This is a genomic window from Nocardiopsis akebiae (assembly GCF_018316795.1).
Taxonomy (GTDB): domain Bacteria; phylum Actinomycetota; class Actinomycetes; order Streptosporangiales; family Streptosporangiaceae; genus Nocardiopsis; species Nocardiopsis dassonvillei.
The window spans coordinates 3,017,392-3,043,492 of the sequence record NZ_CP074132.1; the positions used below are offsets into that span (position 1 = coordinate 3,017,392).

Genomic DNA, 26,101 nt, shown 5'->3' on the forward strand with positions numbered 1-26,101 from the left:
CGGAGCGGGATCACAGGTCGGCGTCCAGGTCCTTCTGGGCCCGGCGGTGCTCGCGCTGGGCCCGCCGCTCGGCCTCCTGGCGCGCCGCGCGCTCGTCCTGGGCGACCGCGCTGGTCATCGCATTGGACAGCGCACGCAGCTCCATGTTGATCCTGGGGTAGGCGGGCAGCCGGGGGATCGCGCCCATGCGGGGCGTGCGGCGCTCCCTCATCGAGGAGATGAGCTCGCCGAAGGCCAGGTCCACCCGTTGCAGGGTGATGACGCCCGCCGACTCGGGCCGGTCCCGGGCCAGCGCCGACAGCGCCAGGTAGCCGGTGCGCTGGGTGGCCACCACCACCGGCCACAGCGGCAGCGTGGACGCCGCGCGCGGCGCGTCCCCGATCGCGCTGTCGTAGACCCCGCGCAGGTTGACCAGGGCCGCGCGCATGTCCCTGCGCAGCCGGTAGCGCCGTTCGGGGCCGATCTCCACGTCCTGGTCCAGGACCGCCATGATGCACTCGCGCGAGGTCTCCAGCACGCTCGTGATGGCCTGGGGCAGACGCGTCGCCGACGCCCTGCGCCACAGCAGCAGCGAGCCCAGCAGGCCGAACACCGAGCCCACGACGGTGTCGATGATGCGCGACCCGGCCAGGTCGGTGATCGGATCGGGCGCGGCGGTCGCGGCCAGCAGCAGCGCCATCGGCGTCACCAGGACCGAGGCGTAGAAGAAGTTGCGGCCCACCACCAGCTGGGTGAGCCCCTGGAACAGCCCGGCGAGCACGATGACCACGACCAGCGGCGGGTGCGTCGCGATCAGCGCGGCGCCGATGAACACGCCCACGAGGGTGCCCAGCGACCGCTGCAGGGCCCGGTTCATGGTCAGGACCACGCTGCCCGCCTGGAGGACGGCGGTCGCGGTCAGGCCCACCCAGTAGTAGTGGTCCAGGCCCAGCAGGAGGCTGAACGCGCCCGCCGCGGTCACCGTGATCCACATGCGCAGCGCGGTGGGGCGCACCAGCGAGTCCGAGCCCAGGCTGGAGCGCAGCGCGTCCCACAGCGCCGGATAGCGCTGGTCGTGCAGGGTCGCGGCGTGCTCGTCGTCATCGTGGGTGGCGCGGCGCGCGGCCTGCGCGGCCCGGGCCAGCTGGCCGTAGAGCCGGGCCTCCAGGGAACGGGGACGCAGGCCCCGGCGCAGCTCGTCGAGCTCGTCGGGGTCGGGCCCCAGGGAGGGGTCGGCCACGGCCGGGGCCATGCGTTCGGCGAAGTCGGCGGCCTTCTCCGGCAGGGGCGTGGGGCGCGCCATGCACACCTGGGTGGTGGCCAGGTGCACGTCGGAGACCCACCGCAGCAGGGAGCGCAGCCGGGCGGCCTCGGGGCTGGTGCGGTAGCCGCGGGTCTGGGCCAGCAGGACGATCCGCCAGGCCTCGGCCACCGCCACCGACGCCTCGTGCTGGGCGTGGTCCAGGTCGGGCGTGCCCACGGCGCGCAGCAGGGAGGCGAGCTGGCGGTAGGCCCCGGCCACGGCGCGGTACTCGGGGTGGCGGGCGCGCACGGGCGCGCCCGACATCGACACCGACCAGCCGATGGCCGCGCCGAGGGCGGCCACGAGGGCGTGCAGGGGGACGTCGGCCAGTCCGCCGGGGGCGATGGTGGAGATCGCGCCGACCAGGACGAAGAAGAGGGGGCCCGGCCTGTCCACCCGCCAGGCCGCGCACAGCCAGGTGGCGATCCCGGCGGTCAGTCCGATGGAGAACACGGGCCCCCAGGAGGCCAGGGCCGAGGCCAGGGAGCCGAGGGCGACGCTGGCGACGAAGCCCAGCCCGACCAGGGCCAGGGCGGCCGACCGGTAGGCGTAGGGCGTCTTCTTCTCGTACAGGACGGTCATGGAGCCCAGGGCGGCCAGGGTGCCGACCTCCGAGCCGAACAGCCACGTGGCCAGGGCGAAGGAGAGCGACATGGACACGGCGGCCTTGACCGCGGTGGTCCACGCCCAGGCGCCGGACTGGAGTCCGAACAGCGCCCGCAGGTCGACCCTGGGGTGGGGTCGTTCGGCCACCTCGACGCGTTCGGCTCCGTGCCCTTCGCCGGGGGAACCACCCACGTTCATCGGTCCGGTGTCTCCAGTGGTTCCCAGATCTCGCACGTTTCCCATCCTAGACCGGGACGAACCGGCACTTAGGTGACTTACTGAACATCCGTGGGGCGGGCCGTGGGTCGGGCGCCGGGCCGTTCGGAGCGCGGACCGTTACGTGGTGGTCGGCTCCGCGTCCTGCCCGGCCGGGGGCGCCCCGGCCCGCTCCGCGCGCCGTTCGGCCAGCTCGGCCCGGGCCACCGCCCGCTCGCGCGCCTCCTCGGCCAGCGCCAGGCGCGCGGCGGCGGCCTCCCGCGACTCGGCCAGGGTGATCTCGGCGTTGCGGCGCTGGGTGTCCAGGTCGGCCGCCAGGCGCTCGCGGTCGGCGCGGAGCCGCTCCAGTTCGGCGGTGAGGCGTTCGCGCTCGGCGGCGGCCGCCGCGCGGTCCGACTCCAGGCGCTCGCGGGTCCGCTCCAGTTCGGCGTCGAAGCGCTCCCGGTCGGCGGCCAGGGTCCGGGCGGCCTCGCCCGCGCGCTCCTCGGCGGTCTCGGCGCGGGCCCGTGCGCTCTCGGCGGCCAGGACGGCCTCGTCGCGCCGGCGGGCGTGCTCGGCGGTCTCGGCGCGCAGACCCTCGGCCTCGGCCCGGGCGTGCTGGAGCCGCCGGGCTGCCTCGGCCCGCTCGTACTCCAACTCCTCTCGGGCGCGGGCGGACTGCTCGGCGATGCGGCGTTCGGCGGCGGCCAGCCCCGCGTTGGCCTCGGCGACGGCGGCGTCGCGTTCGGTCCGCGCCCGGTCGGCGAGGGCGCGCTGCCGGTCGCGCTCGGCCTCGGCGGCGTCCCGGGCGGCCAGGGCCTCCTCGGCGATGCGCTCGGCCTCCTGGGTGGCGGAGACGGCGGAGGCGGCGGCGTCCTCGGCCACGCGCCGGGCGCTCTCGGCCTCGCGGCGGCGGTTCTCCGCCTCCAGGCGGGCGGCGTCGGCCTCGGCGGCGTGCCGGGCCCCGGCGAGGCGGGCGGCCTCCACCTGGGCCTCGGCCGCGGCCGGGTCGGTCATCGTGGAGAAGGCCTCGGTGGCCGACCGGAGGGTGGCGGTGAGCTGCTCGCTCTGGACGGCGAAGCGGGTGAGCAGGTCGTCGGCGCGCAGGCGGGCGGAGGTGACCGGCTCGGTGCTGAAGGAGGGGGAGGACCCGGCGGCGTGGGGGGAGGGCGCGGCGGAGTCTGCGGCGGAGGGCTCCTGGGCGGCGCGGGCCAGCTCCTCCTGGCGTTCGGCCTCCTGGGTCTGGCGCTGGCGTTCCTTCCAGGCGCGCCAGCGGGTGTGCTCGGGGAGGTCGCAGTACTGCGGCGGGCGGCCGGGCGAGGACGCGCGGGGCACGAGCCGGTCGCAGCCGGGGAAGTTGCAGGTGTTGGAGTCGGAGGCCACGGGGTGAGCGTAGCGGTTCGCCCCCGCGCGGCGCGGAGGTGTGTCGGGCACGGCGCGAAACCCCCCTTCCCGGCCTCGGGGAGGCCGGGAAGGGGGGTGCGGTCCCCGCGGTGCTAGTCGTGGGCGCCGAAGGCGTCCACGCGGCAGACCATCGTGGTCACGAAGGGGCGGAAGCCCTCCTCCTCCAGGAAGCGGATGTCCTCGGCGGCGGTGGCCAGCGCGGAGAACTCGATGTCGCGCACGCCCATGCCCGCGAGCTGGCGGCGCACCTCCTCCAGCAGCTTGGAGCCCACGCCGCTTCCGGTGTACTCGGGGTCGACGGCGAAGGTCTGCACCACCGCGCCCCGCGCGCCGCGGTCCCAGCTGCCCTGGGCGTTCTCGCGGATGGTGACCATCGCGTACCCGGCCAGGTCGCCGTCGCTCTCGGCGAGGATCGCCAGGGTCTCGGGGTCGGCGAGCCAGGCCCTGTACTGGGCGCGGCGGCGCCTCCAGGACTCGTCCAGGCTCACGGGGCCGATGATGTCCGCCAGGTGCGGGGCCGTCAGGGTGTGCTGCTGGTGGAGGGCGCCCCACAGGTCCGCGAGTTCCTCCACCTCGTGAGCTCCCAGGTAGCGGAAGCTGAGCACACCGACGTCGGACTGTCGAGGTTTGGTCATCAGCGAATTTTGCATATTTTTCTCACCCGTTTCACCAGCATTGGGTGCTGATCCCCCCGGGGCTCGCCCCTGGTTGAGCTGTGGAACCGACTGTACGTGTCCGTATCGACCGGAACGTGCCCGACACGGAGAAAGAGGTGTCGGAGATTGCCGAAAAAGAAGAAGATCGGTTTTTTCTTTGGATGTGGAGCCCGCTGGCAATGTGCAGGGAATCACGCCCCTAACCTGCGCAACGTGTACGAAACCACCCTGAAATCTGTACGCGCTGCCATAAGTTGGAGATCATGATCGACGTTCGGCGGCTACAGCTCCTCCAGGCACTGGACCGCCACCACACGGTGGCGGCGACCGCGGAGGCGCTCAACGTCACCCCGTCGGCGGTCTCCCAGCAGCTCGCCGCCCTGGCCAAGGAGGCCGGGGTCCCCCTCGTCGAACGCAACGGCCGCCGCTTCCTGCTCACCGGCGCCGCCCGGGTCCTGCTCAAGCGCGCGCACGTCATCTTCGCGGAGATGGAGCGCGCCACCACCGACCTGGCCGAGTACGCCGAGGGCGACCGCGGCGTCGTCCGGATCGGCGCCTTCTCCACCGGGATCAGCGACCTCATCGCCCCGGCCCTGGCGCGCCTGCGCACGAGCCACCCGGACTGGTCCTTCCAGGTCGTCCAGGCCGAACCCGAGCACAGCGCCGAGATGGTGCGCTCGGGCCGCCTGGACATGGCACTGACCATGTCCACCGGCCACATGCCCGCCAGCGGCGATCCGGACTTTCGCGTCGACCCGGTCATGGTCGAGCTGTTCGACGCGATCCTGCCCTACCAGCACCCGCTGGCCGCCCGCACCGGCCTCCACCTGGCCGAGGACCTCGCCGACGAGGACTGGATCCTGTCCGCGCCCGGCACCGCCTGGCACGAGTGCGTGTCCGGCGCGGCCCACCAGGTGGGCTTCCAGCCCCGCGTGGCGCACACCGTGGACGACTTCAGCGCCGTGTTCTCCCTGGTGCAGGCGGGACTGGGTGTCGCCCTCATGCCGCGCCTGGCCTGGACCGGACTGAGCACGCCGCGGATCGTGGTGCGGGGGGTGCGCGAGAGCGCCCGACGGCACATCGTCGCCCTCTCCCGGGCGGGCGCCTCGCCCGAACCCCTGCTCACCGCCATGCGCGAGGCCGCCAGCAAGGTCCCCGTGCCGTCGGTGGGGCCCTTCGCCATCGCGGGCTGAGGCACCGCCCCGCCCGGCCGCCCGTCCGTGCTCCGTGCGGGCCTACCCCGCCAGCACACCCGCGGCCGACTCGCGCAGGTACTCCGCCACCAGGCGGATGGGCTTCCACGCCCATCCGCCGGTGCGTCCCGCCAGGTGGACGCGGCGTACTCCGCCCAGCTCGCCCAGGGGCGCGTGCGCCACCCCGCGCCGGGTCACCGCCGACAGCCGCGGCACCACCCCCACCCCCAGACCCTCCGCCGCCAGCTGCTCGAACAGCTCCAGGTTGTCGATCCGGTGGACGACGCGCGGCGTGAACCCGGCCTCGGCGCACATGCGCTGCACCAGCGCCTCCTCGTCGCGCCGGTAGGGACTGACGATCCACGCCGCGTCCGCCAGCTCCCGCAGCCGCCGCCGGGTCAGGGTGCGGCTGTCGGCGCCCTCCGAGGGCTGGGCGAGCAGCAGGTCCTCGCTGCCGACCGGGTGCACCGTCAGCGTCCCCGGAAAATCCCGGGGCAGCAGGCTGTACTGGTACACCACCCCCAGGTCCGCCCGCCCGTCCTGGAGCAGCTCCAGCGCGTGCTCGGACTCGTGCTCGGTCAGGTGGACGTCGATCCCGGGGTGGTCGCGCCGCAGACGGCGCAGCGCGGGCAGCACCAGGGGCGCGGCCGTGGTGTACATCACCAGGTCGACGCGGCCGACCGGCTCGCCCTCGCCGTCGAACTCCGCACGCGCGGCCTCCACCCGCGCCAGGATGCCCACCGCGTGCTCGGCCAGCCGCCGCCCGGCCGGAGTCAGGCGCACCCGCCGCCCGTCCGGCGCGATCAGCGGCACGCCCGCCTCGCGCTCCAGGACGGCGAAGTGCTTGGAGACCGCCGACGTGCTCATGCCCGTGACCTCGGACACGGCGGCCATCGTGCCGAGCCGTTCCAGTTCGACCAGCAGGCGCAACCGGGTGAAGTCCATCCGCAGAGGCTACCCGACCGTCCACCGGAACTACACGATCCATCAACCAATGGTCCGTGGACAGAAACGAACCGCGTCGGTGCAATGGTCGGGTGATCCGCTCTCTCGTTCCCTCGCTCCGCCGTGCCCGCTTCGGGGTCCCGGCGCCCCTCATGCTGCTCATCGGCATGTTCACCCTGCACACAGGCAGCGCGCTGGCCGTCACGGCCTTCGCCCAGGCCAGCCCCGCCACCGTCACCTGGCTCCGGCTGAGCTGGGCCGCGCTCCTGCTGTTGGCCCTGGGCGGCCGCTCCCTGTGGCGGGCGGTGCGCGCGGCGTCGCGGCGCGAACTGGGCGCCGTGGTGATCCTGGGCACAGCGAGCGCGGGGATGATGCTGTTCTACTCCGAGGCCACGGCGCGGATCGAGCTCGGCACCGCCACCTCCATCGAGTTCCTCGGCACCCTCGTGGTGGCCGTGGCCGCCATGCGCCGCCGCCGCGAACTCGTGTGGATCCTCGCCGCGGTCGCGGGCGTGCTCTGCCTGACCCGCCCCTGGCAGGGCGAGCTCGACCTGGTCGGGGTCGGCTTCGCCCTGGCCGGTGCGGTCTGCGTGGTGGGCTACATCGTGCTGACCCAGCGGGTGGGCGCCGGTTTCGGCGCCGTGCACGGCCTGGCCCTGACCATGACCGTGGGCGCGGTGGTCAGCGCGCCGCTGGGCGCCCCCGGCATGGTCGCCGACCTCGACCTCGACCTGGTGCTGTTCACCCTGCTCATCGCGCTGCTGTTCCCGATGGTGCCCTTCCTGCTGGAGATGGTGGCCCTCCAGCGGATGGGCCGCACCGCCTACAGCACCTTCTCCAGCCTGGAGCCGGCGGTCGCCCTGGTGATGGGCCTGGTGGTCATCGGTCAGGCGCCCGCCCTGATCCAGGTCCTCGGCATGGTGCTGGTGGTGGTCGCGGGAGCCGGCGCGGCCCGGGGCGACGGCTCCCGCCGCCCCGCCGTGCCCGATCGGGCGGCGGTCACCGCCGCCGACCCGCACCGGCCCGGCGCGGGAGCCCGGCCGGAGGAGGTCGGCGCGGTGTCGGGCCGGACGGTCTGAGGGGACCGCGGTCACTCGGCCTCGGGGACGCGGACGCGGGTCCCCGAGGCGATCTCGCGCAGTGCCCGGACGTGCTGGTCGAAGGCGGCCCGCCCCTCAGCGGTCAGGGAAAGGGAGGTGCGGGTGCGCCGCCCCACCGCGGCCTTGTGCACCTTCACGTAGCCCGCGTTCTCCAACACCGTGACCTGCTTGGACAGCACCGAGTCGGAGACCTCGACGGTGTCGCGCACGAAGCGGAACTCCGCGCGGTCCACGGCGGCCAGCGCCGCCACGACCGAGAAGCGGACGGGGGAGTGGACCACCTCGTCCAGCCTGCCGCGGGGGTGCTCCATCAGGCGCTCCCGCTGCGGCGCAGGGACACGTAGGCCGCCACCAGCGGCGGCGCCGCGCAGGCCATGGCCCCGGGCACCCACCAGGCGGGCTCCCCTGGGAAGGCGTACACGCCGACGAAGAGCGTGACCGCGTACAGCACGCCCCACACGCCCATCGTCCACAGGTGCAGGGACGCGTACCCCCGCGGGTGCACCGGCTGGCGCACGGCGAACACCGTCAGCACCGCCATGGCCGCCCCGAACCCGGCGGTGGAGGCGGCGACGGCCCAGGGGGAGGGGAACAGGCCCACCACCAGCACCAGGACCAGCGTCGCGACGCCGAACACCGCGCCGTAGACCGCGTACCACCCGCCCCGCGAGCGCGCCCGCGTCCCCACCGTCTCCGCCCGCTCCAGCGCGTCCAGCGCTTCGTTCCTGCGCATGCCGTTCTCCGTTCGCTCAACCTGTTGCCAGAATGGCACTCACTTTCCATGTTGGCAAGTGATTGCCTCATCGGAAGGCAAGGCTGGGAGGCACGCGCGAAGCCCCGCCCCACAAGCGACATCCGTCACCCGCGCCACTTCGCCGCACCGGTACGGAGCGTCTCCGGAATGCACTAGCTTGGTGCGAACCATGGCCGCGAAATCTGATCTCGAACTCCTCCGCGCCTACGAACCGGTGCTCATGTGCACCAAGGGGGAGCTCTTCTTCCCCACCGACGTGGACGCCTACGTACGCAACTGCAGCCTGTGGATCGAGGAGCCGGGCGGCGGCGAGCGCCGCCTCGTCCCGGCCGGGGAACTCACCCTCGACCGCCTCGGCCGGGCCGAGGCGGAGTGGCCCGGACGCCACAAGCACCTGCGCTTCGTCCAGGAGGAGACCCTGCGCGAGGAGGCCCGCCGCTACAAGGGCGTGGCCCGCACCGTCATCCCCAAGAGCGGCCGCCTGGCCGCCGTCGGAGTCCTGGGCCGGGTCCTGGACATCCTGATGAAGCTCTCCCTGCTCATCCGCGGGGCCGTACCCGGCGGCCTCACCTTCGCCGCGGTGACCCGCTACCGCGAGCGCGTCGACAACGGAGGCGTCACCTACTACGGCCGCGTCACCCGCGAGGGCGGCTACACCATCCTCCAGTACTGGTTCTTCTACGCGATGAACGACTGGCGGACCATCTACGGCGGCGTCAACGACCACGAGGCCGACTGGGAGCGCGTCACCGTCTACGTCGTGGACAACCCCGACGGCACCACCCGTCCGGTCTGGGTGGGCGCCTCCTCGCACGAGTACCACGGCGACGACCTGCGCCGCAGCTGGGAGGACCCCGACCTGCACCGGGACGGCGACCACCCCATCGTCTACGTCGGCGCGGGTTCGCACTCCCACCAGATGCTGCCCGGCGACTACCTCATCCAGGTCGACCCCTCCTTCCTGCGCGGCCCCATGCGCGCCTGGCGGTGGATCACCCACCGCATCTTCCGCGCCGACAGCGTCCTGAACCGGCACGGCATCGGCGTCCCCTTCGTCGACTACGCCCGCGGCGACGGCATGCGCCTGGGCCCCGGCGGCGACCGCGAGTGGTCGGCCGTCCTCATCGACGACGACACCCCCTGGCTGACGGGGTTCCGCGGCCTGTGGGGACGCGACACCGGCGACTTCTTCGACGGCGAGCGCGCCCCCAGCGGCCCGCGCTACGAACGCGACGGCACCATCCGCCGCTCCTGGGCCGACCCGCTGGCGTGGGTGGGCCTGCAGAAGGTCGCCCCCACCGAACCCGCCGCCCGCGCCGAGCTGCGCGCCCACGTGCGAGCCCTGGACGAGCGGCTGCGCACCCTGGACGCCGACGTCATCAGCCGCCGCGACCGCCTGCGCCAGCTCCACTCGGCCCGCATCGTCCTGGAGCGCGAGGCCCACTCGCGGCCCCGCGCCCGCGAGTACGCCGAACGCATCGCCGCCCTGGAGATGGAGCTGGGCGAGGTCTACGAGACCCGCGTGCTGACCGCCGACGAGCGCGACACCCACCTGCGCGCCCTGGCCGAGGACACCCCCCTGGTGCCCTCGCCCACCGGACACCTCAAGGCCCCGCACCTGCCCTACTCCTCGGGGACGCAGCGCTCCACCCGCTTCCTGCACCTGTGGGTGGCCCTGAGCACCCCGCTGCTGCTGATCTCGCTCGCGCTGCCCATGTTCGTCCTGAACGGGCAGTACACCTTCTACGCGATGATCGGCGTGGTCGTGGTCTTCGCCGCGGTCGACTCCGTGGCCCGCCGCAAGTTCGTCCAGTACCTCATCGGGCTGGCGGTCATCGCGGTGGTCGTCGGACTCGTCGTGGGGGTCGTGGCCGCGTTCGTGGTCAACTGGCGCATCGCCATCACCGTCCCCGTCGCGGTGATCGTGGTGCTGCTGCTCGTGGTCAACGTCCGCGAACTCCTGCGCCGCTGACCGCCCCGCCCCGTCCCGCGCTGGCGCCCACCGCCCGCGCGGGGCAGCATGGGACCCATGAGCGACGCGCTGTTCGACCGCCCGCCCGCGCAGGTGGCGCCCGGCGCCGTGCACGTGCCCGGCTGGCTGGACCCCGAGGAGCAGGCCGATCTGGTCCGGCGCTGCCGCGACTGGGCGCGCGGGCCCGCCGGAATGCGCCGCCACGCGATGCCGCGCGGCGGGGTGATGAGCGTGCGGACGGTCAGCCTGGGCTGGCACTGGTCGCCGGGGCCCAACCCCCACGCCGAGCGGCGGGGCTCCGGGCCCTCCCGGCACCGGCAGGCCTACTCCTACGGGCGGCTCCTGCCCGACGGCACACCCGTCCAGCCCTTCCCCGACCTGCTCGGCGACCTGGCCGCGCGGGCCGTGGAGACCGCCTACGGCGCCCCGCCCGGTCCGGACGCCGACCCCTACGACGTCGCCCTCGTCAACTTCTACGACGCCGACGCGCGCATGGGCATGCACCAGGACCGCGACGAACTCTCCGGCGAGCCCGTGGTCTCCCTCAGCCTCGGCGACACCTGCGTGTTCCGCTTCGGCAACACCGAGACCCGCAACCGCCCCCACACCGACGTCGAACTGCGCAGCGGGGACCTGTTCGTCTTCGGCGGCCCCTCCCGCATGGCCTACCACGGCGTCCCCCGCACCCGGCCCGGCACCGCGCCGCCCGGCCTGGGCCTGGACGGGCGGCTCAACATCACGGTCCGCGCCTCGGGGCTGCGCGGCTGAGGCCCCGTCCGTGGCCGCCGAAGCCGCGCCCCCGTGGAGGGCGGCCCTGACCGGACTGCCCCGCCCCGATCGGGGGCAGTCCCTCCTGAGAGCGCTCGCCCACCGGTCCGTCTACCGGCGGGACAGCGCGCCGTAACGCACAGGAGGGGAGACCACCTATGAGCGACTCCGCGCCGGAACGCATCATGGACCTGGGCCACAGGAGGGCCGCGCTGCCCGAGCGCGGCTCGCCCGGCCCGGTCCGCGCGGTCCTCTACCGCGACGGGCGCCGCGAGCGCGAGACCGACACCGTCGCCGAGGCGCGCGGCGTCGCCGAGCGCGACCCCGGCCTCATGGCCTGGATCAGCATGACCGCCCCCCACCGCGACCAGCTCACCGAGGTCGCCCGCCTCTTCGGCCTGCCCTCCCTGGCCCTGGAGGACGCCATCGTCGCCCACCAGCGCCCCAAGGCCGAGGTCTACCGGGGCGTGCTCTTCCTCGTGCTGCGCCCGGCCCGCTACGACACCGTGCGCGAGTCGGTCGAGGTGGACGAGATCCACCTCTTCGCCGGGCGGGACTTCGTGGTCACCATCGGCCACACCGAGCAGGTGGACTTCGAGAGCGTCCGCGACTTCCTGGAGGCCGAGCCCCGCGTCCTGGCGCACGGCACCCTGGCCGTGGTGCACGCCGTCCTGGACCTGGTCGTGGACGGCTACGCGCCCGTCGTCTCCGAACTCCAGGACGACATCGACGAGGTGGAGAACCAGGTCTTCGGCGGCGACTCCCGGGCCTCGCGGCGCACCTACCGCCTCGCCCGCGAGGTCATCCTGCTCTCCCGCGCCGTGGAACCCCTCGGAACCGTCCTGGACAGGCTCATGGGTCCGCTGGCCCACGACCCCGAACGCCCCGGCGCCCCGGACCCGCGGCCGTTCGCCGACGCCCTCGTCGAGCCGGAGGGCGTCCGACCCCCCACGCGCCGACAGGGCTTCGCCTCGGCCGACCCCTTCCGCATCCCCGCCGAACGGCGCGGCGAGCTGCACCACCGCCTGCGCGACGTAGCCGACCACGTCGCCGCCGTGCGCGAGCGCGTGGACGGCTTCCGCCAGCTGTTGCAGAACATCATGTCGGTCAACAGCGCCCTCATCGACCAGGCGCAGAACGAGGCCATGAAGAAGGTCTCCTCCTGGGGCGGCATCCTGGTCGTGCCCACCCTCATCTCCTCCGTCTACGGCATGAACATCTCCCCGGGCGGCGACTACCACTGGGCGTTCAGCTGGCCGCTGTCCCTGGCCCTCATGGCGCTGACGAGCCTGAGCCTCTACGTTGTCTTCCGTCGCAACGGTTGGCTCTGAGGGCCTGTTGACGGAGGTGGGGATGACGGGGGACGGATCCGCCGAGCGCGAGGTGCTGCGGCTCATGACCGGACCGTGGGTGGCCCGGGCGGTGGCCACCGCGGTCGAACTGGGCGTGCTCGACCGCCTCGCCGGGGACACCGCCGACGCCGCGGCCCTGGCCGCCGAACTGGACCTGCGCCCCGACCGCCTGGAACGCCTGCTGCGCCTGCTCGCGGCCGTGGGGGTCGTGGAGCACCGCGACGGGCGCTACCGGCCCACGCAGGTCGGGGCCGCCCTGCGCCGGGACCACCCCTCGGGCATGGCCGACCTGGCGCTGCTCTACGACAGCGACATGTTCACCGCCGCGTGGGCGCGCCTGGGCGAGAGCGTGCGCACCGGCGCCACCGCCTTCGAGGCCGCCCACGGCACCGACGTGTTCACCCACCTGGAGCGCCACCCCGCCGACGCGGCGCGCTACACGGCGGGGATGGCCGCGAGCGGCCGCTTCTCCACCGCCGTCCCCGACGTCCACGATTTCACCGGCGCCCGCACGGTGGTCGACCTCGGGGGCGGGGACGGCGAACTCCTGGCCACCGTCCTGGCCCGGGCGCCGCGCGCCCGGGGGGTGCTGGTGGAGCGCCCGCCCGCGCTGGCCGCCGCCCGCGCCCGCCTCGGCGCGTACGTCGAGGCGGGGCGGTGCGAGCTGGTGGAGGGCGACTTCCTGCGGGGCGTGCCCCGGGGCGCCGACGCCTACCTGCTCAGCCGGGTCCTGCACAACTGGTCCGACCAGGACGTCCGCACCGTGCTGCGCCACTGCCGCGAGGCGATGGCCCCCGACGGGCTGGTGCTCATCGCCGAGCGCGTCCTGCCCGACGAGGGCGCCGCCTGGCTCACGGCCGTCCTGGACGCGCACATGATGGTGATGACCACCGGGGCCGAGCGCACCGAGCGCGAGTACGAGGCGCTGCTGCGCTCGGCCGGGCTGACCACCCGGGGAATCCGCGACCTGCCGCTGGAGATGCGCCTGCTCGTGGCCGGACCGGTGCACGGCGAGGCCTGACCCGGACCGCCCCTCACATGCGCCAGGGCAGGTGCAGCCACGGGCTCCGCGGGTCCTCGGCCAGCACCGCGTGCGCCCGCGCCGAGTCGGTGTAGTACGGGCCGAACGACCCTTCGTCGAAGGCCATCGCCCGCCCCAGCACGAACCCGGCGGACATCTCCTGCCACGAACCGTGGTAGCGCATGGACTGCGCGCCCGCCCGCAGGATGTGCGCGTGCGCCGCGCGCTCGTCGGCGTACCCGGCGTTGACGCCCCACCGCGCGAGGTTGACCGCCCGCCCGAAGTCGTAGGCGCGCGCCGTGCGCACCGGCGTGCCCGGGGGCAGCACGCCGTCCCGCACCATGCGCTCCTCGTACTCCCAGACCTGCGCGGCCGCCGCCACGAGATCCTCGTACAGGCCCGGGGCGGCGCCCTGCTCCTGGCACCAGCGCACGATCAGGTCCGGCCAGATGCCCGCGTCGAAGGGCCATCCGGGGGCCTGCGCCATGGTCCGGGCGCGCAGGTCCAGCACGATCGACAGCGCCGTCGCGGGGCGCGCGTCGTCGGTCAGCAGTCGCAGCGTCCGGTCCCAGCCCGCGTAGTCGGTGACGCCCCAGGAGTCGCGGAGCTTGTCCCGCTCGTCCCCGGCGTCGCAGCACGAGCACGAGGAGTGCACCGCGTTCCACACCCCGCCGTTGGCCGTGGGCATGTGCGCGCCGGAGGCCAGCGCGTGCGCCATCGGGCCCTGGAAGAAGCCCTGCGGGTCGCTGCGGAGCTTGATCCGCGCGGAGAACAGTCCCATGTCCCTCGTGTCCTCACTCTTCTCCGGTGCTGAGCAGGCGGTCGATCCGTCCCGCCTCGTTCCCGGCCGTGACGGCGTGCTCCTCGGAGGCCAGCAGCGACTCGCGCCACCTCTCGGCGGCCTCGGCGACCTGGACGTCCAGCCGCCGCACGGTCGCCTCGGCGGTGTCGCGGGCCTCGGCGCGCCTGGAGTGGTCGACCACAAGCGCGACCCCGGCGCCCGCCGCGGCGGCCACGCACAGGAACCAGACCAGGCCGCTGCCCGACGTCAGCCCCAGCAGCGCCAGCAGACCCGCCATGGCGAGCAGGCCCCACGCGTAGGTCCGGGCTGAGCCGGTGTCGTGCCAGCGCCCGCGCAGCTGGGTGCGGGCGCGCTCCAGCTCCCGGGGGTCGGCGCCGTGGGAGGAGACCCTCACCCGCACGCCCTGCGCCTGGAGGGTCGTGGAGTCCTCCACCGGCGCGGCGGCCTCGCGCACCAGCTCCTCGGCGAGCTCGGCCACGGCCGGGCGCTGCAGGGCCAGGGCGAAGGTGCGCCGGTGGGGCGGCGCGTCCTGGCGGACCAGGTCGTCGCCGAGCAGCGCGGCGACGGTGCCCACGGGGTCGGTCCACCGCTGCGGCGGCCCGCCCTCGCCGCTGCTCTCGATGACCGCGCGCAGTTCGCGGGCGCGGGTCAGCAGCGGTGCCTCCTCGGAGCTGCCCTCCTCCACGAGCAGGCGCATGGTGTCGTTGAGGAACGCGGCGCTGACCTCGTCGGGGGCGAGCGCGGAGGGGGAGGCGGCCTCCCCGTCCAGCGCGACGACGCGGGCGACGCCCTCGCGCAGCGCGGTGATGCGCCGCGCGGCCCCGGCGCGCCCGGCCACACCGCCGGACGCCTTCCCGCCGGAGGCCTGGGAGGGGGAGGAGCCGGAGGCGTCCGCCGCCAGGGCCGACGGGCCCGCGGAGGCCGGGACGCCGACCCCGGCCTCGGACCAGGCGCGCAGCGTGGACAGCAGCAGGTGCTGCCGGGCTCCGTCGCCGAAGGAGCCGTCGGCGGTGAGCAGCCACAGGGCGCGCTGTCCCCGGGTCACCTCCTCGTCGGGGGAGGGCAGGCGCGGGAGCAGCCCGGCGATCGCGGCGGCGTCCATGGCGCGAGCGTGGTCCGCGCTGGTCAGGGCGGTGGCCAGCGCCGCGAAGTGGCCCGCGCGCTCCGCGTCGCGCCGGGCGGCCTCGTCGAAGCGGAGGCGGGCGGCGGCGGTGTCGCCCGCCAGCAGCGCGTGCAGGCCGAGGGCGGCCGGGACCAGCCAGTAGCCGGGGACGTCCTCCAGGTCCAGGCTGGGAAGGGGCGCGCCGTCCAGCATCTGGAGTGTGCGGCGACGGGCCAGGGCGGCTCCGTCGAACATCGCCAGGACGGCGCGCACGTCGCTGAGCTCGATGAAGGCGTCCAGGGAGGCCGAGACGCGGTCCAGCCTCTGTTCGAGGGTGCCCCGGACGCGGGACAGCTCCGAGCGCATCCTGCGGCGTTCGGCGGCCATCTGGTAGTGGGCCGAGCCCAGACTCTCCTCCAGTTCCCGGATCTTCCGGTTCTGGGAGTAGTCGATCCAGTCGCTCATGGGGTCCTTTCTCGCGCGGGGGGCGGGGGCCGAGGGGGAGGGGGACGCGCCGTGCAGTGCGACGATACGGCAGGGCGTCCGGTCCGCGTGACGCCGCTGTGCCGCCGGCCGGGCCGGGGCGGGCGGAGGCGGCGGGCGGAGGCCGCGCACCGGCGTTTCGCGTGCTCAGGGTGTTTGTTCGACTACTTAAGGATGATTGGTGTCGGAGGTCGCCTTCGGTACGATTGGGAGCGCTCCCGCGAAAGGAACACCATGGAAGACCCCAGACTGCCCGCCAGCCTCCTCTTCGGTACCGCCACCGCCGCCTACCAGATCGAGGGCGGCGTCCACGAGGGCGGACGGGGCCCCTCCATCTGGGACACCTACTGCCGGACGCCGGGGCGCGTCGCCCGCGGCGAGAGCGGCGACGTCGCCTGCGACCACTACCACCGCTACGGGGAGGACGTCGCCCTGCTCGCCGACCTGGGCGTCGACCTGTACCGCTTCTCCGTTGCCTGGCCGCGCGTCCAGCCCACGGGCAAGGGCCGCCCCAACCCGGAGGGGCTGGCCTTCTACGACCGCCTGGTGGACACCATCCTGGGCGCCGGGATCGAACCCGCCCTGACCCTCTACCACTGGGACCTGCCCCAGGCGCTGGAGGACGAGGGCGGCTGGCGGGTCCGCGACACCGCCTACCGCTTCGCCGAGTACTCCCGCATCGTCGCCGACCGCCTCGGCGACCGGGTCAACCGGTGGATCACCCTCAACGAACCCTTCTGCTCGGCCTTCGTCGGCCACGCCGTCGGCCGCCACGCGCCGGGGACCCGCGAGGGCACGCCCGCCCTGGCCGCCGCGCACCACCTGCTGCTCGCCCACGGCATGGCCACCGGCGAACTGCGCGCGGCCGCCGCAGGGGAGGTCGGCATCACCCTCAACCCGGACCACTTCCTGCCCGCCACCGACTCCGAGGCCGACCGCGCCGCCGTGGAGCGGGCCCGCACCCTGCACAACCGCGTGTGGTTCGACCCCATCTTCGCCGGGGCCTACCCCGACAACGAGGACGAGGTCTGGGACGGCATGGCCGACGGCTCCTACCGGGCCGACGGCGACCTGCGCATCATCGGCCAGCCGCTGGACTTCCTGGGCGTCAACTTCTACCGGCCCATCATGCTGCGCGACGCCCCCCACGACGAGGCCGACCCGGCCGCGCGCACCGCCGTGGACATCCGCACCGAGCAGGTGCGGATCGAGGGGGTGCGGCACACCACCATGGGCTGGCCGGTGGTCCCGGCCACCTTCGCCGACCTGCTCATCGACCTCAACCGGCGCTACCCGGACCTGCCGCCCATCTTCATCACCGAGAACGGTTCGGCCGAGGACGACCAGCCCGACGAGACCGGCCGGGTCCGCGACACCGGCCGCATCGAGTACCTGCGCGACCACCTGGACGCCCTGGCCACGGCCATCGACGCGGGGGTGGACGTGCGCGGCTACTTCGTGTGGTCCCTCCTGGACAACTTCGAGTGGGCCTACGGCTACGACCGCCGCTTCGGGCTGGTCCGCGTCGACTACGACCGCCTGGAGCGCCACCCCAAGGACAGCTACCACTGGTACCGCGACTTCCTGACCTCGCACCGCGCCCGCAGGGTCCAGGAGCTCGCCACCCGGTGGGAGGGATAGGCAGCGTTTTCGGACCTCCGCTCCGCTTCGTCCCACCCGTCGCCCGCCACCACCCCCAACGGACGCTGCGCGCGGTCCTTCTCGTGTCCGGGCGCCCGTAGAACGGGAGCCTTCGGCGCCCACGACGGGTTCGCTGGTTCCTCGCCAACCCGTCTGCGGCCCCTCCGGAACCCCGTGGGCGCCCGAACCGACCCCCGCGCAAGCTGAGACCGGTTCGAACAGCAGTCCCCAGCCGCCCTCCGGCGCCCCCGCCCGACCCGCCCGTGCGGGGGGCACCGCAAGGGACCACGTGTCCGACATCCCCAACGCCGTGTTGGAGAACGCCCGCCCGGTGCGGCAAGCTGGAGGAGGTTCGGTCGACGAGGGCTGCGGGGGCGGATGGCGGAGCAGGGGTCGGGCACGGCGGCGCCGGAGGAGGCGGGGCGCAGCACGAGCGGCAGCCCGCGCGCCGCGCGGCGCATGCTCCAGTTGCAGAGCAGCCTGGTCGAGCTGCTGCGCGCCAAGCCCTTCAGCCAGATCACCTACAAGGAGATCACCGAGGGAGTGGACATCGACCGCTCCACGGTCTACCGGTACTACAACCACAAGAACCAGGTGCTCCAGGCAGCCGTGGACGTGCGGCTGACCGCGTTCGCCTCCCGGCTCGACCTCACCTTCGGCCGCATGGAGACCATCGACGGCTATATGGGCCGCGTCGTGGACGCCTGGATTGGGCTGTGGCTGGAGTCGGGCGGGCTGCTCGCCGCCGCTACGGGCCTGGGCTCCGAGCCCGGGCCGCAGCGCGACTGGTGGCGCCGGCGCACCGAACTGTGGGTGGAGGCCGTGCGCGAGGCGCTGGAGATCGCCCGCTTCGTGGAGGAGCTGCCCGAGGACGGCCGCCCCGCCCGCCCGCTCGCCGAGATGGTGGTGGGCCTGTGCCTGTCCACGTTCAACAACGAGCTGACCACGGCGCACACCGACGAGCACCGCGCGATGGTCCGGGACCTGCTCCTGGACGCGGTGCTGCGCACCATGGGCCGCACACGGGCCGACCGGTAGCGGGTTCCGGCCGGGCCGGGACCCGGCCTCAGGCGTGCCGGCGGGCGATGGCGCCGAACGCCCCCACGACCGCGCCGAGCGCGAACATCGACGCCTCGTCCTCGTCCATGTGGACCAGGCCCGCTGGCACGAGCACGCGGTAGGGCTTGGCCTCGCCCGGCAGGATCTCCAGGCCGTCGATGATCCCCTGCCCCTCCAGCATCAGAAGGGCTTCCTCGACCCTTCCGGTACGGTCACCACGGGACCAGATCGACATAGGTCACACCTCACTACGGCCGGGGCCGGGCAGTCCACTGTTCCCAGGGCCGGGAAACCCGGCCCTGTCGCGCTTCGGTAGTCGGCTCCGGTCTGCGCGGGGGAGTCCAGACCAGTGATACCACCGGGCGGCCCGGGGTATTCCGGCGCCCGCTCACACGCGTGCTGGCCGGAACCGGCCACCGCCGTGCGGCGTCCGGTCCCCGGGGCCCGGGCCCCGGGGACCGGACGGTTCAGCGGGCGAGCACGGTCATCTCCTCCCCGTGCGCGTCCACGGCGACGAGTCCGACCTCCTCGGCGGGCGGCTCCCCGGCCTCGGGCCCCTCCACGGCGAGGGCCTCGCCGCCCTCCGCGCTGCCGCTGGCGGCGCCCCGCACACTGATCCGGTCCGCCTCCCGGGAGGCCGCCGCCAGGTAGTGCCACCGCTCGTCCCCGTCCTGCCACCAGGTGCCCGCCGCCACCTGCCGGTCGAGGTTGCTGCACTCCCAGCCGCCCTCGCGCTCGCCCGCGACCACGGTGTCGGTGCCCGCTTCGGTGTCGGCCACCAGCAGGGTGCGGGCCAGGCCGCCGCCGTCGTTGGCCCCGTAGCGCACGCACACCCACCGGCCGGTGCCCCCGCCGGGCAGCTCCTGGCGGGCGAACTCCCAGGCCGTGGCCGTGCGGACCGGTTCGGCGGGCGGTTCCCCGGCGCAGGCCGCCAGCCCCCACAGTCCGAACCCGCTGTCGGCGTCCAGCACCTCGTGCGGGCCCAGACGGCGGATCTCCCCGGGAGGGGGCGGCATGTACCCCAGGTGGGCTGTGTCCAGCCCGCCCAGGTCGATCGCGGTGTAGGGCTGCCCGTGCGCCACCTCCGGCGCGCGCAGGCGCAGCGCCGGTCCCACGCCGCACCGCTCCCCGGTCGGCACGGGTGCGGTCACGCCGTCCCCGTGCACCAGGTCCGTCCAGTCCGGCTCCTGCCCGCCCAGCGGAGCGTAGGCCGCCTCGGTCACCCACGGCGGCAGCAGGTAGCGGGTGCCCTCAGCGGTGTCGGCCAGGCGCAGGGCGGGCCAGTTGGCCACCCCGTTGCCGGGTTCGTCGAACACCTCCACCCGCTCCTGCGAGCCGTCGTCGGTGTAGCGCGCCACCCACGGGGCGTCGTGCAGGAGCACCACCTCCCGCCCGTCCACGTCGCCAGCGAACACCAGACGGGGCGCGCGCGGCTCCGGGACCGCGGAGTCGCCCGCGGCCCGCGCCGCGACCCCGCCGTCCGGCCCCGCACCGGGCCCGCGTCGGCGCCGCCCTCGGCGCTGTGCGCCGACCACGCGCGCAGGGCCCGCTGGACGAGCTGTTCGTCGCCGACGGCGTCGCCCCGCGGGTGCCAGGCGGTCAGGTCCAGCCGGAAGCGCTCGCGCCAGACCTGCTCGTCGGGGGCGTCGGCCAGGGCCACCGGGGCCGGGCCCTGGGACAGCACGGGCGCGACCGTCCTGGCGGTGCCCATGGACAGCGCGACCAGGGCCAGCCCGGTCAGGACCGCGACGGCGGCCAGCGCGCGCCGCTCCAGGAGCGGGCCCCGGCCGCTGACGCGGACCACCGTTGGGTCGGGGAGCCGGTGTTCGCCCCCTACCTCCAGGGCCCGCGCCACGGCGCCGGACGCGTCGCGCACGCCGACCGAGGAGAGCAGGGCGGCGGCCTCCTCGGCGGACAGCCCCTCCACCCGCAGCAGCCCGTAGGCCGCCCGTTCCCGCGCGTCCAGGCCCTCCAGCCCCTCCAGGAGCCGGGCCTCGCCGCCCGAGCCGTCCACCGGGGACAGGCGCAGCCCCGCCGCACCGCCCCTGAGGTGCCATCGGAGCGGGCGCAGGGAGCGGCGCAGCACCCTGCGGCGCACCCGCGGGTAGGCCTGTGGGCGCGGGCGGCGCCGCCCACGCGGCAGGGCTCCGGTGACCAGCCGGTGCGCGTGTTCGAGCAGGCCGTGCGGGGGACGGCTGCCGGACAGGGTCAGGAAGGAGAGAAGGACGAGGTTGCGGTACGGGTGGCGGGGCGGGTCGGACTCGGGCAGGGCGGGCATCGGGACTCCTCGGAACGGTTCCGAGCGAGCCTAGGGACGCCGGGACCGACGCACCCGGGAAACGCCGAAACCCGCCACCTATGCCCCAAAAGTCCCGTGTAACAGGCGTTGCGCCCTGTCATCGGCGGGTCGTGCCCGTACGGCTGAGGGCACGCGGCTCTGACGGATCAGCACTGTGGACTCACCACGGGAGGTTCGCTCCCTCCCACTTCGTGAAGGTGCCGGAGGGTCCTTCAGGCCCGAGTCGGGCGACACGCACGATCTCACGAGCGGCGTCCTCGACCGGCTCCATGCCCTGGAAGTCGACCAGCGGGGGTGATCTTGACACCGGAGACCCGCAGCCCGGTCACCATCGCCACCGTCACGGCGTCGAGCGCACCCTTCGACGCCGTGTAGACCGGGCAGCGGGAGCACGGCCCGGTACACCGCCACGGACCCGAAGACGTTCACCTCCCAGACAGCCCGCACCTCCTCCAGCGGGACCGCGCTCGCCGCCGCCAGGGAACGCAGTCCGGCCATGCCGACACCCGGCCGAGTGGTGGAGATGGCGTCGTCGACGAGGAGGCCGAGTCGACCGGTCCTCCTCGCGGAGCCGCTGGGCCTTCCCCGACACGGACGATCACCTGTACCTCGACCGGCAGGAGACGGTCGCGATGTCCCGCGGGCGCGTGGGAACGGATCTGCGCGATCCGCGATTCGCGCAGCCGGTGGAGGAGCCGTCCCCGGCGAGTGAGGCCTTCCGGCGGGCCTGGGCACGTCACGATGTCCGTCCATCCCGCGGCGGCCTCGTCCGCGTCGGCCATCCCCAGGTCGGCGCCATGGACCCGAACGCGTCCAAACCCGCCATCGACGGCACCGACGAGCAACTGCCCGTCGTCTACCACCCCCACCGCGCGCATGCGGACGGGCTCCCCCCCAACCGCGCTCCGATAATGGAACGGCGATCATCTTCGGGGCCGACACCGGCTGCACCTGGGCCCGATGCCCACCGTTTTCCATCCTTTGTGCCGGGAATATCGGCTCGGTTCCCTTCGTGGTCCCGCGTCCTTTCCGTCACCGGGGTATTGCGGGGGGACCGCCGCGAACGGGCGAGCGGGGGAGGCGCAGTCCTTTCGGCCCCGCCCTCAAACGGGTGGTGCCGACCGGCCCTGAACCTTCCTGGGATCGTGGTCAGCGCGGGGGGAGGATGCCTACGCCTGTGCACCGGGGTGCCGTTGGGGTTGTCTGCCGGGGGCATGCCGTTGGATGCTGGCGGCACCCACCGGACCGGCGCGGCTGGTCGGGGGGAGCGTGTCGGAGACGGAGCCGGCATTCGCGCTCCAGGGGACCCCGTGGCGGCCTCAGGGCCGTACCCGGGCGCCCCGGGTCCATGCCAGCCGCGCCAACGAGCCCCGACCTTCCCCTGCGAACCCGAACGGACCACGGCCGACCGGGCCGCGTGCACACCTGCCAGGCGGCCCGGGTCGGCCCCGAGTCCGCGGTGCGCCCGCACGGCGGAGCGCCGCGCCCGGGGGCCCGCCCGAGTTCAGGCAGCTACGAATCTACATAATAAAGGTAGGGCTTCCTCGTATTACTACTAAGGGAGAACAAGCGGTGACAAAGCGAATGAAAACGGTCTTCGGTCTCAGGGTGCGGGAACCGGAAGAAGGCGGCGGGAATCGGGTGCCCTCCGTCTCGCGCGCCTCCCGTGCGGCCTCGCTTCGGAGAACCGAACACCGCACGAATTTCCCGGGCCGCTGGTTCCCCTTCCCCCCGAGTCCGTAAAATGGATCCGTGCGGGTTCGCCCGTACCGCCGGTGCGGGGCAGCGTGGACGGATGCCCCGCACCGGTCATCCCGTGCCGTCGGCGGGCCGGACCCCTCAGGAGCGGCCCGCGCCGTGCAGGGCCCGCGGGGCGATCCGGAGCATCCAGTGCCTCCCGCTCCAGCCCGGGAAGCGGCGCCTTCCCGTAGGGGCCTCGGTCTCCTCCAAGGCCTCTCCCTCCACCGCCCGGCGCAGCCCGGCCAGCACCGGCTCCAGGCGTTCGCGCGTGGGGTGGGGCTGGTCGGCGGCCAGCCCCACCGTCCACGCCGTCGCCTCGCGCTGTTCGGCCCCGGTCCACAGCGACAGGAATAACACCGTCTGCCGCCAGGCGAAGGCCGCGTTCTCGACGTGGGCCAGGGGAGCGGACACCCGGGGCGGGCTCTCCACGGTCCGCACGGTCACCGCGTGGGCGCGCCCGGCCAGGTCCGCCCACCCGCACGCGGGCCGCGCCCCGGCCCCGACGAGGACGGCACGGTAGCGGTTCGGTGGCGGGGGCTGAAAGTGCTTTTCGGGGCTGGGGGCTGGGGGCTGGGGGGGCTGTGGGGTTCGCGGGGGGACGGTCTGACGGGTGCGGCCCTGGGGACGCACCCGTCACCGAGCCGGGTCGTGCTGCCCTAGCGGGTCTTGATCACGGCCGCGATGAGCCCGGTGGCGAGCATCATCGTCAGGCCCACGATCATGAGGACGAAGGCGATGGTTCCGACCATGGTGTTTCCTTAGTGTTCGTCGTTCCCGGGCGCGGTGCGCGGCGTCCGCCGTGCGGGGAGCGCCCGGAGGAGCCGGGAGCGGCGCCTACCTCTTCGGGGGTTCACCCTATCCCGGTCCCGCGCCGGCCCTGCGTCGGGTGGCCGCTGTGACCAGCGCGGTCGCGGCCACGGTCGCGGGGGCGGGGCGTGGAGGAGGGGGCGCGGGGCGGGTCAGCGCCGGGCCCAGGCCCGTTGGTAGGTGCTGACCAGCCAGCGGTCGGCCCAGGCGTGGTCGGGTTCGGCGGGCAGGTCGCAGGTCCGGCACAGGCGGGCCAGGAGCTGTTCGAGTTCGCGTGCCCGGTCCAGGGCGTCGGCACGGCTGCGCTCGCCGCGGCGCAGCGCGAGCAGCCAGGTGCGCTCGGGTTCGGGCATGGGCAGGGTGATGCGGCCGGTCTCCATCAGTTCCACGCCCTGGATGCCCAGGCGGACCATGTGGTAGGCGAACTTGGTGTCGAAGCCGTGCCGTTCGACGAGTTCGGGGCGGTTGGTGTGTTTGCCGCCGCGGGTTCCCTCCATGCGGTCGCGTTGGGCGCGCAGGTAGCCCAGGAAGCGTTCGCCCGCCCGGCGGGAGAGGAAGCGTGCGGTGTTGGCGCGCAGGTCGTGTCCGGTGGGGGTGATGGCGACGATCTCGTTCGGGGGGACGAAGAGGGGGAGCAGGACGGTGGGGTTGCCGTCCAGGGCCAGGCGGGTCCACTTGCGCAGGGAGTAGACGGTCAGGTCCAGGTCGCCGGGGCCGGAGCGGGTGTGTTCGGGGCGGGTGTGGTGGATGTACTGCTCGAAGGGGCGCAGGCCGATGACGTGTTCGGGGGGTTCGACGCAGATGCCCATCTCGTCGCGGTCGGCCTGGCCGGGCAGGGCGAGGCCGTGGGCCTCGGAGCCCACCTGGCACCGCAGGACGGTTCCCTCGTGCACGATCCGCGCGAACTCGGGGCTGGAGTGCTTCACCCGCGGCTCCCTTCTGTCGGGTGTGGGGTCCTGGGTGCGCTGGTCGGGGCGCTGCCGGGCACGCTATCGGCCTCGGGGTCGGGGGGACGAGTGCTTTTCGGTGGTGTGCGGGGTAGGCGGGCCGGTGTTCCGGTGGTCGGGGGACACGCCCCGGGGAGCTTGCCGGTGGGCTCCTAGAGCCCTTTACTTGTCCGGGTACGCCCTTTTTCTCCCCAGAACGAGCGTAGAAGGCAGGCCCGTGCCCCCTGAGAACCCTGAGGTTTCCGCCCCCCGGATCGACACCTCCGTCCCCCACAACGCCCGAATCTGGAACTACTGGCTGGGCGGCAAGGACAACTACCCCGTGGACCGGGAGATGGGCGAGCAGATCCGCTCCTTCTTCCCCGAGATCGTGGACAACGCGGTCGCCGACCGGGGCTTCCTCGTGCGCGCCGTGACCCACCTCGCGCGGGAGGAGGGCGTCCGGCAGTTCCTGGACGTGGGCACCGGTCTGCCCACCCACAACAACACCCACGAGGTGGCGCAGGCGGTGGCGCCCGAGTCCAGGGTGGTCTACGTCGACAACGACCCCCTGGTGCTCACCCACGCCCGCGCCCTGCTCACCGGCAGCGGCCAGGGGGCCACCGACTACGTCGACGCCGACCTGCGCGACCCCGGGGCCATCCTGCGGGAGGCCTCCCGCACCCTGGACCTGGAGCGGCCGGTGGCGCTGATGCTGCTGGGCGTGGTCAACTTCGTCGCCGACGACGGCGAGGTCCGCGCGATCATGGACCGGCTCCTGGAGGCGCTGGCCCCGGGCAGCTTCCTGGTCCTGTCCCACCCCACCGACGACATCGACCGCGAACGCGCCCACCAGGTGGCCGCGGCCTGGAACGAGCGCGGCACCCCCAAGCTGACCATCCGCACGGCCGAGCGGATCAGCGCGCTCTTCGACGGGCTGGAACTGCTGGAGCCGGGCGTGGTCTCCTGCTCCCTGTGGCGTCCGGCCCCCGCCGAGGTCGGCGGGGCGCGTCCGGTGGCCGAGTACTGCGGTGTGGCCCGCAAGGCCTGATCCCCGCAGGGGCGGGCCGCGGCCGAGCGTCTCTGACCGGGGACGGGGCCCGGACGACTGCGGGCCCGGCGAGTGACGAGCAGTGGAAGCGGAGACCGATGAGCGTTGAGCGACCGGTGGTCGACACGACGGTGCCGCACTCGGCACGGGTGTGGAACTACTGGCTGGGCGGCAAGGACAACTACCCCGTCGACCGTGAGGCGGGGGACCAGTTCCTGGAGGCCTTCCCCGGTATCGCGCGGATGGCGCGGGCCTCGCGCGCCTTCCAGGAGCGGGCCGTGCGCCACCTGGCGGGCGAGGTGGGCGTCCGCCAGTTCCTGGACGTGGGCACCGGTCTGCCCACGGCCAACAACACCCACGAGGTGGCGCAGGCGGTGGCGCCCGAGTGCAGGGTGGTCTACGTCGACAACGACCCGCTGGTGCTCACCCACGCGCGGGCGCTGCTGACCAGCGCCCCCGAGGGGCGTACGCAGTACCTCCACGCCGACCTGTACGAGCCCGAGGCGATCCTGGAGCAGGCCTCGGAGCTGCTGGACCTGGACCAGCCGGTGTCGTTGATGCTGCTGGGGGTCCTGGGGCACGTGCAGGAGTACGAGGAGGCCGTCTCCATCGTGCGGCGCCTGCTGGCGGGCCTGCCCCCGGGCAGCTACCTGACGGTGAGCGAGGGCAGCAACGTCCACAGCCAGGAGAACGCGGCGGCCCAGGACGAGTACAACGAGAGCGGCGCGGTGCCCTACAACCCGCGCAGTCCCGAGCAGATCGGCGGCTACCTGGAGGGCCTGGAGCTGGTCGAGCCGGGCCTGGTCTCGGTCACGCGCTGGCGTCCTCCGGTACGGGGCCGGGGCGCGGGCCTTCCGGCCGAGGTCGACCAGTACGGCGGTGTCGGCCGCAAGCTCTGACCCCTCAGGGAGGGGCCCCGGCGCCCGCCGGTGGGCGCCGCGCC

The 26,101-nt window shown here is 74.1% G+C and carries 24 protein-coding genes; 11 read left to right on the forward strand and 13 right to left on the reverse strand.

All coding sequences use genetic code 11. The features are described 5' to 3' along the window. Positions 1-10 precede the first annotated feature (10 nt). The 3 genes from KGD83_RS12915 to KGD83_RS12925 form a co-directional block, all read right to left on the reverse strand. Positions 11-2,086, reverse strand: coding sequence for an FUSC family protein (locus tag KGD83_RS12915; protein WP_212644405.1), 2,076 nt, complete (start codon positions 2,084-2,086; stop codon positions 11-13). A 138-nt stretch (positions 2,087-2,224) separates the two neighbouring features. Next, a complete protein-coding gene (locus tag KGD83_RS12920) occupies positions 2,225-3,466 on the reverse strand; it encodes a coiled-coil domain-containing protein (protein ID WP_249352322.1) in 1,242 nt (413 codons plus the stop codon). A gap of 113 nt (positions 3,467-3,579) precedes the next feature. Then, the gene (locus tag KGD83_RS12925) at positions 3,580-4,122 is read right to left on the reverse strand and encodes a GNAT family N-acetyltransferase (protein ID WP_212643994.1); all 543 of its coding nucleotides are present in this window, start codon (positions 4,120-4,122) and stop codon (positions 3,580-3,582) included. Positions 4,123-4,406: 284 nt separating this feature from the next. Here KGD83_RS12925 and KGD83_RS12930 point away from each other — a divergent pair, with 284 nt between their 5' ends. Beyond that, positions 4,407-5,336 carry a LysR family transcriptional regulator gene (locus tag KGD83_RS12930; RefSeq protein WP_212643995.1) on the forward strand — a complete coding sequence of 310 codons (930 nt, stop codon included), beginning with the start codon at positions 4,407-4,409 and terminating at the stop codon, positions 5,334-5,336. Positions 5,337-5,378: 42 nt separating this feature from the next. Here KGD83_RS12930 and KGD83_RS12935 read toward each other — a convergent pair whose 3' ends face one another. Beyond that, positions 5,379-6,281 (reverse strand): LysR family transcriptional regulator, encoded by a 903-nt coding sequence (locus tag KGD83_RS12935; RefSeq protein WP_212643996.1) that lies wholly within the window; start codon positions 6,279-6,281, stop codon positions 5,379-5,381. Positions 6,282-6,373: 92 nt separating this feature from the next. On the opposite strand from KGD83_RS12935, the gene KGD83_RS12940 reads away from it, so the two are divergent. Further along, positions 6,374-7,360, forward strand: a complete 987-nt coding sequence (locus KGD83_RS12940) for an EamA family transporter (protein WP_212643997.1) — start codon at positions 6,374-6,376, stop codon at positions 7,358-7,360. Between the two features lie 11 nt (positions 7,361-7,371). Here the strand turns inward: KGD83_RS12940 and KGD83_RS12945 are convergent, their stop codons facing one another. Further along, complete coding sequence (locus KGD83_RS12945; protein WP_212643998.1) at positions 7,372-7,692, reverse strand: winged helix-turn-helix domain-containing protein; 321 nt, start codon at positions 7,690-7,692, stop codon at positions 7,372-7,374. Beyond that, a complete protein-coding gene (locus KGD83_RS12950; protein ID WP_212643999.1) occupies positions 7,692-8,114 on the reverse strand; it encodes a hypothetical protein in 423 nt (140 codons plus the stop codon). The genes KGD83_RS12945 and KGD83_RS12950 overlap by 1 nt, the downstream gene beginning before the upstream one ends. A gap of 190 nt (positions 8,115-8,304) precedes the next feature. On the opposite strand from KGD83_RS12950, the gene KGD83_RS12955 reads away from it, so the two are divergent. The 4 genes from KGD83_RS12955 (at position 8,305) to KGD83_RS12970 (ending at position 13,248) form a co-directional block, all read left to right on the forward strand. Then, entirely contained in the window at positions 8,305-10,107 is a 1,803-nt protein-coding gene (locus tag KGD83_RS12955; protein WP_212644000.1) for an NPP1 family protein, read from the forward strand. Between the two features lie 57 nt (positions 10,108-10,164). Next, a complete protein-coding gene (locus KGD83_RS12960; RefSeq protein ID WP_212644001.1) occupies positions 10,165-10,875 on the forward strand; it encodes an alpha-ketoglutarate-dependent dioxygenase AlkB family protein in 711 nt (236 codons plus the stop codon). A 158-nt stretch (positions 10,876-11,033) separates the two neighbouring features. Further along, complete coding sequence (locus KGD83_RS12965; RefSeq protein ID WP_212644002.1) at positions 11,034-12,206, forward strand: magnesium and cobalt transport protein CorA; 1,173 nt, start codon at positions 11,034-11,036, stop codon at positions 12,204-12,206. 22 nt (positions 12,207-12,228) lie between these two features. Further along, complete coding sequence (locus KGD83_RS12970; RefSeq protein ID WP_212644003.1) at positions 12,229-13,248, forward strand: methyltransferase; 1,020 nt, start codon at positions 12,229-12,231, stop codon at positions 13,246-13,248. 13 nt (positions 13,249-13,261) lie between these two features. Here KGD83_RS12970 and KGD83_RS12975 read toward each other — a convergent pair whose 3' ends face one another. Continuing rightward, entirely contained in the window at positions 13,262-14,029 is a 768-nt protein-coding gene (locus KGD83_RS12975; protein WP_212644004.1) for a DUF1266 domain-containing protein, read from the reverse strand. A gap of 13 nt (positions 14,030-14,042) precedes the next feature. Continuing rightward, a complete protein-coding gene (locus tag KGD83_RS12980; RefSeq protein WP_212644005.1) occupies positions 14,043-15,617 on the reverse strand; it encodes a hypothetical protein in 1,575 nt (524 codons plus the stop codon). 252 nt (positions 15,618-15,869) lie between these two features. Between KGD83_RS12980 and KGD83_RS12985 the strand changes: the two genes are divergently transcribed. Continuing rightward, a complete protein-coding gene (locus KGD83_RS12985; RefSeq protein WP_212644006.1) occupies positions 15,870-17,276 on the forward strand; it encodes a GH1 family beta-glucosidase in 1,407 nt (468 codons plus the stop codon). Between the two features lie 459 nt (positions 17,277-17,735). Further along, on the forward strand, positions 17,736-18,314 hold the full coding sequence (locus KGD83_RS12990) for a TetR/AcrR family transcriptional regulator (protein WP_212644406.1): 579 nt from the start codon (positions 17,736-17,738) through the stop codon (positions 18,312-18,314). A gap of 28 nt (positions 18,315-18,342) precedes the next feature. On the opposite strand, the gene KGD83_RS12995 is transcribed toward KGD83_RS12990, so the two are convergent. The 3 genes from KGD83_RS12995 to KGD83_RS28590 all read right to left on the reverse strand — a co-directional run bounded on the left by KGD83_RS12995 (position 18,343) and on the right by KGD83_RS28590 (position 20,613). Continuing rightward, positions 18,343-18,570 carry a hypothetical protein gene (locus KGD83_RS12995; RefSeq protein WP_212644007.1) on the reverse strand — a complete coding sequence of 76 codons (228 nt, stop codon included), beginning with the start codon at positions 18,568-18,570 and terminating at the stop codon, positions 18,343-18,345. A gap of 232 nt (positions 18,571-18,802) precedes the next feature. Next, the gene (locus KGD83_RS28585) at positions 18,803-19,651 is read right to left on the reverse strand and encodes a hypothetical protein (RefSeq protein WP_249352325.1); all 849 of its coding nucleotides are present in this window, start codon (positions 19,649-19,651) and stop codon (positions 18,803-18,805) included. Beyond that, positions 19,555-20,613, reverse strand: a complete 1,059-nt coding sequence (locus KGD83_RS28590; RefSeq protein ID WP_249352327.1) for an RNA polymerase sigma factor — start codon at positions 20,611-20,613, stop codon at positions 19,555-19,557. The genes KGD83_RS28585 and KGD83_RS28590 overlap by 97 nt, the downstream gene beginning before the upstream one ends. A gap of 290 nt (positions 20,614-20,903) precedes the next feature. Between KGD83_RS28590 and KGD83_RS13005 the strand changes: the two genes are divergently transcribed. Continuing rightward, a complete protein-coding gene (locus tag KGD83_RS13005; RefSeq protein WP_212644008.1) occupies positions 20,904-22,193 on the forward strand; it encodes an MmyB family transcriptional regulator in 1,290 nt (429 codons plus the stop codon). A 280-nt stretch (positions 22,194-22,473) separates the two neighbouring features. Here KGD83_RS13005 and KGD83_RS13010 read toward each other — a convergent pair whose 3' ends face one another. Both KGD83_RS13010 and KGD83_RS13015 read right to left on the reverse strand, forming a co-directional pair. After that, a complete protein-coding gene (locus KGD83_RS13010) occupies positions 22,474-22,803 on the reverse strand; it encodes a hypothetical protein (protein WP_249352329.1) in 330 nt (109 codons plus the stop codon). A gap of 530 nt (positions 22,804-23,333) precedes the next feature. Next, the gene (locus KGD83_RS13015) at positions 23,334-24,107 is read right to left on the reverse strand and encodes a nucleotidyltransferase domain-containing protein (protein ID WP_212644009.1); all 774 of its coding nucleotides are present in this window, start codon (positions 24,105-24,107) and stop codon (positions 23,334-23,336) included. A gap of 238 nt (positions 24,108-24,345) precedes the next feature. Between KGD83_RS13015 and KGD83_RS13020 the strand changes: the two genes are divergently transcribed. Both KGD83_RS13020 and KGD83_RS13025 read left to right on the forward strand, forming a co-directional pair. Next, positions 24,346-25,158 (forward strand): SAM-dependent methyltransferase, encoded by an 813-nt coding sequence (locus KGD83_RS13020; RefSeq protein WP_212644010.1) that lies wholly within the window; start codon positions 24,346-24,348, stop codon positions 25,156-25,158. Between the two features lie 98 nt (positions 25,159-25,256). Continuing rightward, entirely contained in the window at positions 25,257-26,057 is an 801-nt protein-coding gene (locus KGD83_RS13025) for an SAM-dependent methyltransferase (protein ID WP_212644011.1), read from the forward strand. Positions 26,058-26,101: the final 44 nt, after the last annotated feature.

What these genes read in the sequence shown, in the direction of transcription:
- KGD83_RS12915 (WP_212644405.1), bottom strand. Translation starts at nt 2,086, where the DNA reads ATGAACGTGGGTGGTTCCCCCGGCGAAGGGCACGGAGCCGAACGCGTC.
- KGD83_RS12925 (WP_212643994.1), bottom strand. Translation starts at nt 4,122, where the DNA reads ATGACCAAACCTCGACAGTCCGACGTCGGTGTGCTCAGCTTCCGCTAC.
- KGD83_RS12930 (WP_212643995.1), top strand. Translation starts at nt 4,407, where the DNA reads ATGATCGACGTTCGGCGGCTACAGCTCCTCCAGGCACTGGACCGCCAC.
- KGD83_RS12935 (WP_212643996.1), bottom strand. Translation starts at nt 6,281, where the DNA reads ATGGACTTCACCCGGTTGCGCCTGCTGGTCGAACTGGAACGGCTCGGC.
- KGD83_RS12945 (WP_212643998.1), bottom strand. Translation starts at nt 7,692, where the DNA reads ATGGAGCACCCCCGCGGCAGGCTGGACGAGGTGGTCCACTCCCCCGTC.
- KGD83_RS12950 (WP_212643999.1), bottom strand. Translation starts at nt 8,114, where the DNA reads ATGCGCAGGAACGAAGCGCTGGACGCGCTGGAGCGGGCGGAGACGGTG.
- KGD83_RS12955 (WP_212644000.1), top strand. Translation starts at nt 8,305, where the DNA reads ATGGCCGCGAAATCTGATCTCGAACTCCTCCGCGCCTACGAACCGGTG.
- KGD83_RS12960 (WP_212644001.1), top strand. Translation starts at nt 10,165, where the DNA reads ATGAGCGACGCGCTGTTCGACCGCCCGCCCGCGCAGGTGGCGCCCGGC.
- KGD83_RS12965 (WP_212644002.1), top strand. Translation starts at nt 11,034, where the DNA reads ATGAGCGACTCCGCGCCGGAACGCATCATGGACCTGGGCCACAGGAGG.
- KGD83_RS12970 (WP_212644003.1), top strand. Translation starts at nt 12,229, where the DNA reads ATGACGGGGGACGGATCCGCCGAGCGCGAGGTGCTGCGGCTCATGACC.
- KGD83_RS12975 (WP_212644004.1), bottom strand. Translation starts at nt 14,029, where the DNA reads ATGGGACTGTTCTCCGCGCGGATCAAGCTCCGCAGCGACCCGCAGGGC.
- KGD83_RS12980 (WP_212644005.1), bottom strand. Translation starts at nt 15,617, where the DNA reads ATGAGCGACTGGATCGACTACTCCCAGAACCGGAAGATCCGGGAACTG.
- KGD83_RS12985 (WP_212644006.1), top strand. Translation starts at nt 15,870, where the DNA reads ATGGAAGACCCCAGACTGCCCGCCAGCCTCCTCTTCGGTACCGCCACC.
- KGD83_RS12990 (WP_212644406.1), top strand. Translation starts at nt 17,736, where the DNA reads ATGCTCCAGTTGCAGAGCAGCCTGGTCGAGCTGCTGCGCGCCAAGCCC.
- KGD83_RS12995 (WP_212644007.1), bottom strand. Translation starts at nt 18,570, where the DNA reads ATGTCGATCTGGTCCCGTGGTGACCGTACCGGAAGGGTCGAGGAAGCC.
- KGD83_RS28590 (WP_249352327.1), bottom strand. Translation starts at nt 20,613, where the DNA reads ATGCCCGCCCTGCCCGAGTCCGACCCGCCCCGCCACCCGTACCGCAAC.
- KGD83_RS13005 (WP_212644008.1), top strand. Translation starts at nt 20,904, where the DNA reads ATGCCCTGGAAGTCGACCAGCGGGGGTGATCTTGACACCGGAGACCCG.
- KGD83_RS13025 (WP_212644011.1), top strand. Translation starts at nt 25,257, where the DNA reads ATGAGCGTTGAGCGACCGGTGGTCGACACGACGGTGCCGCACTCGGCA.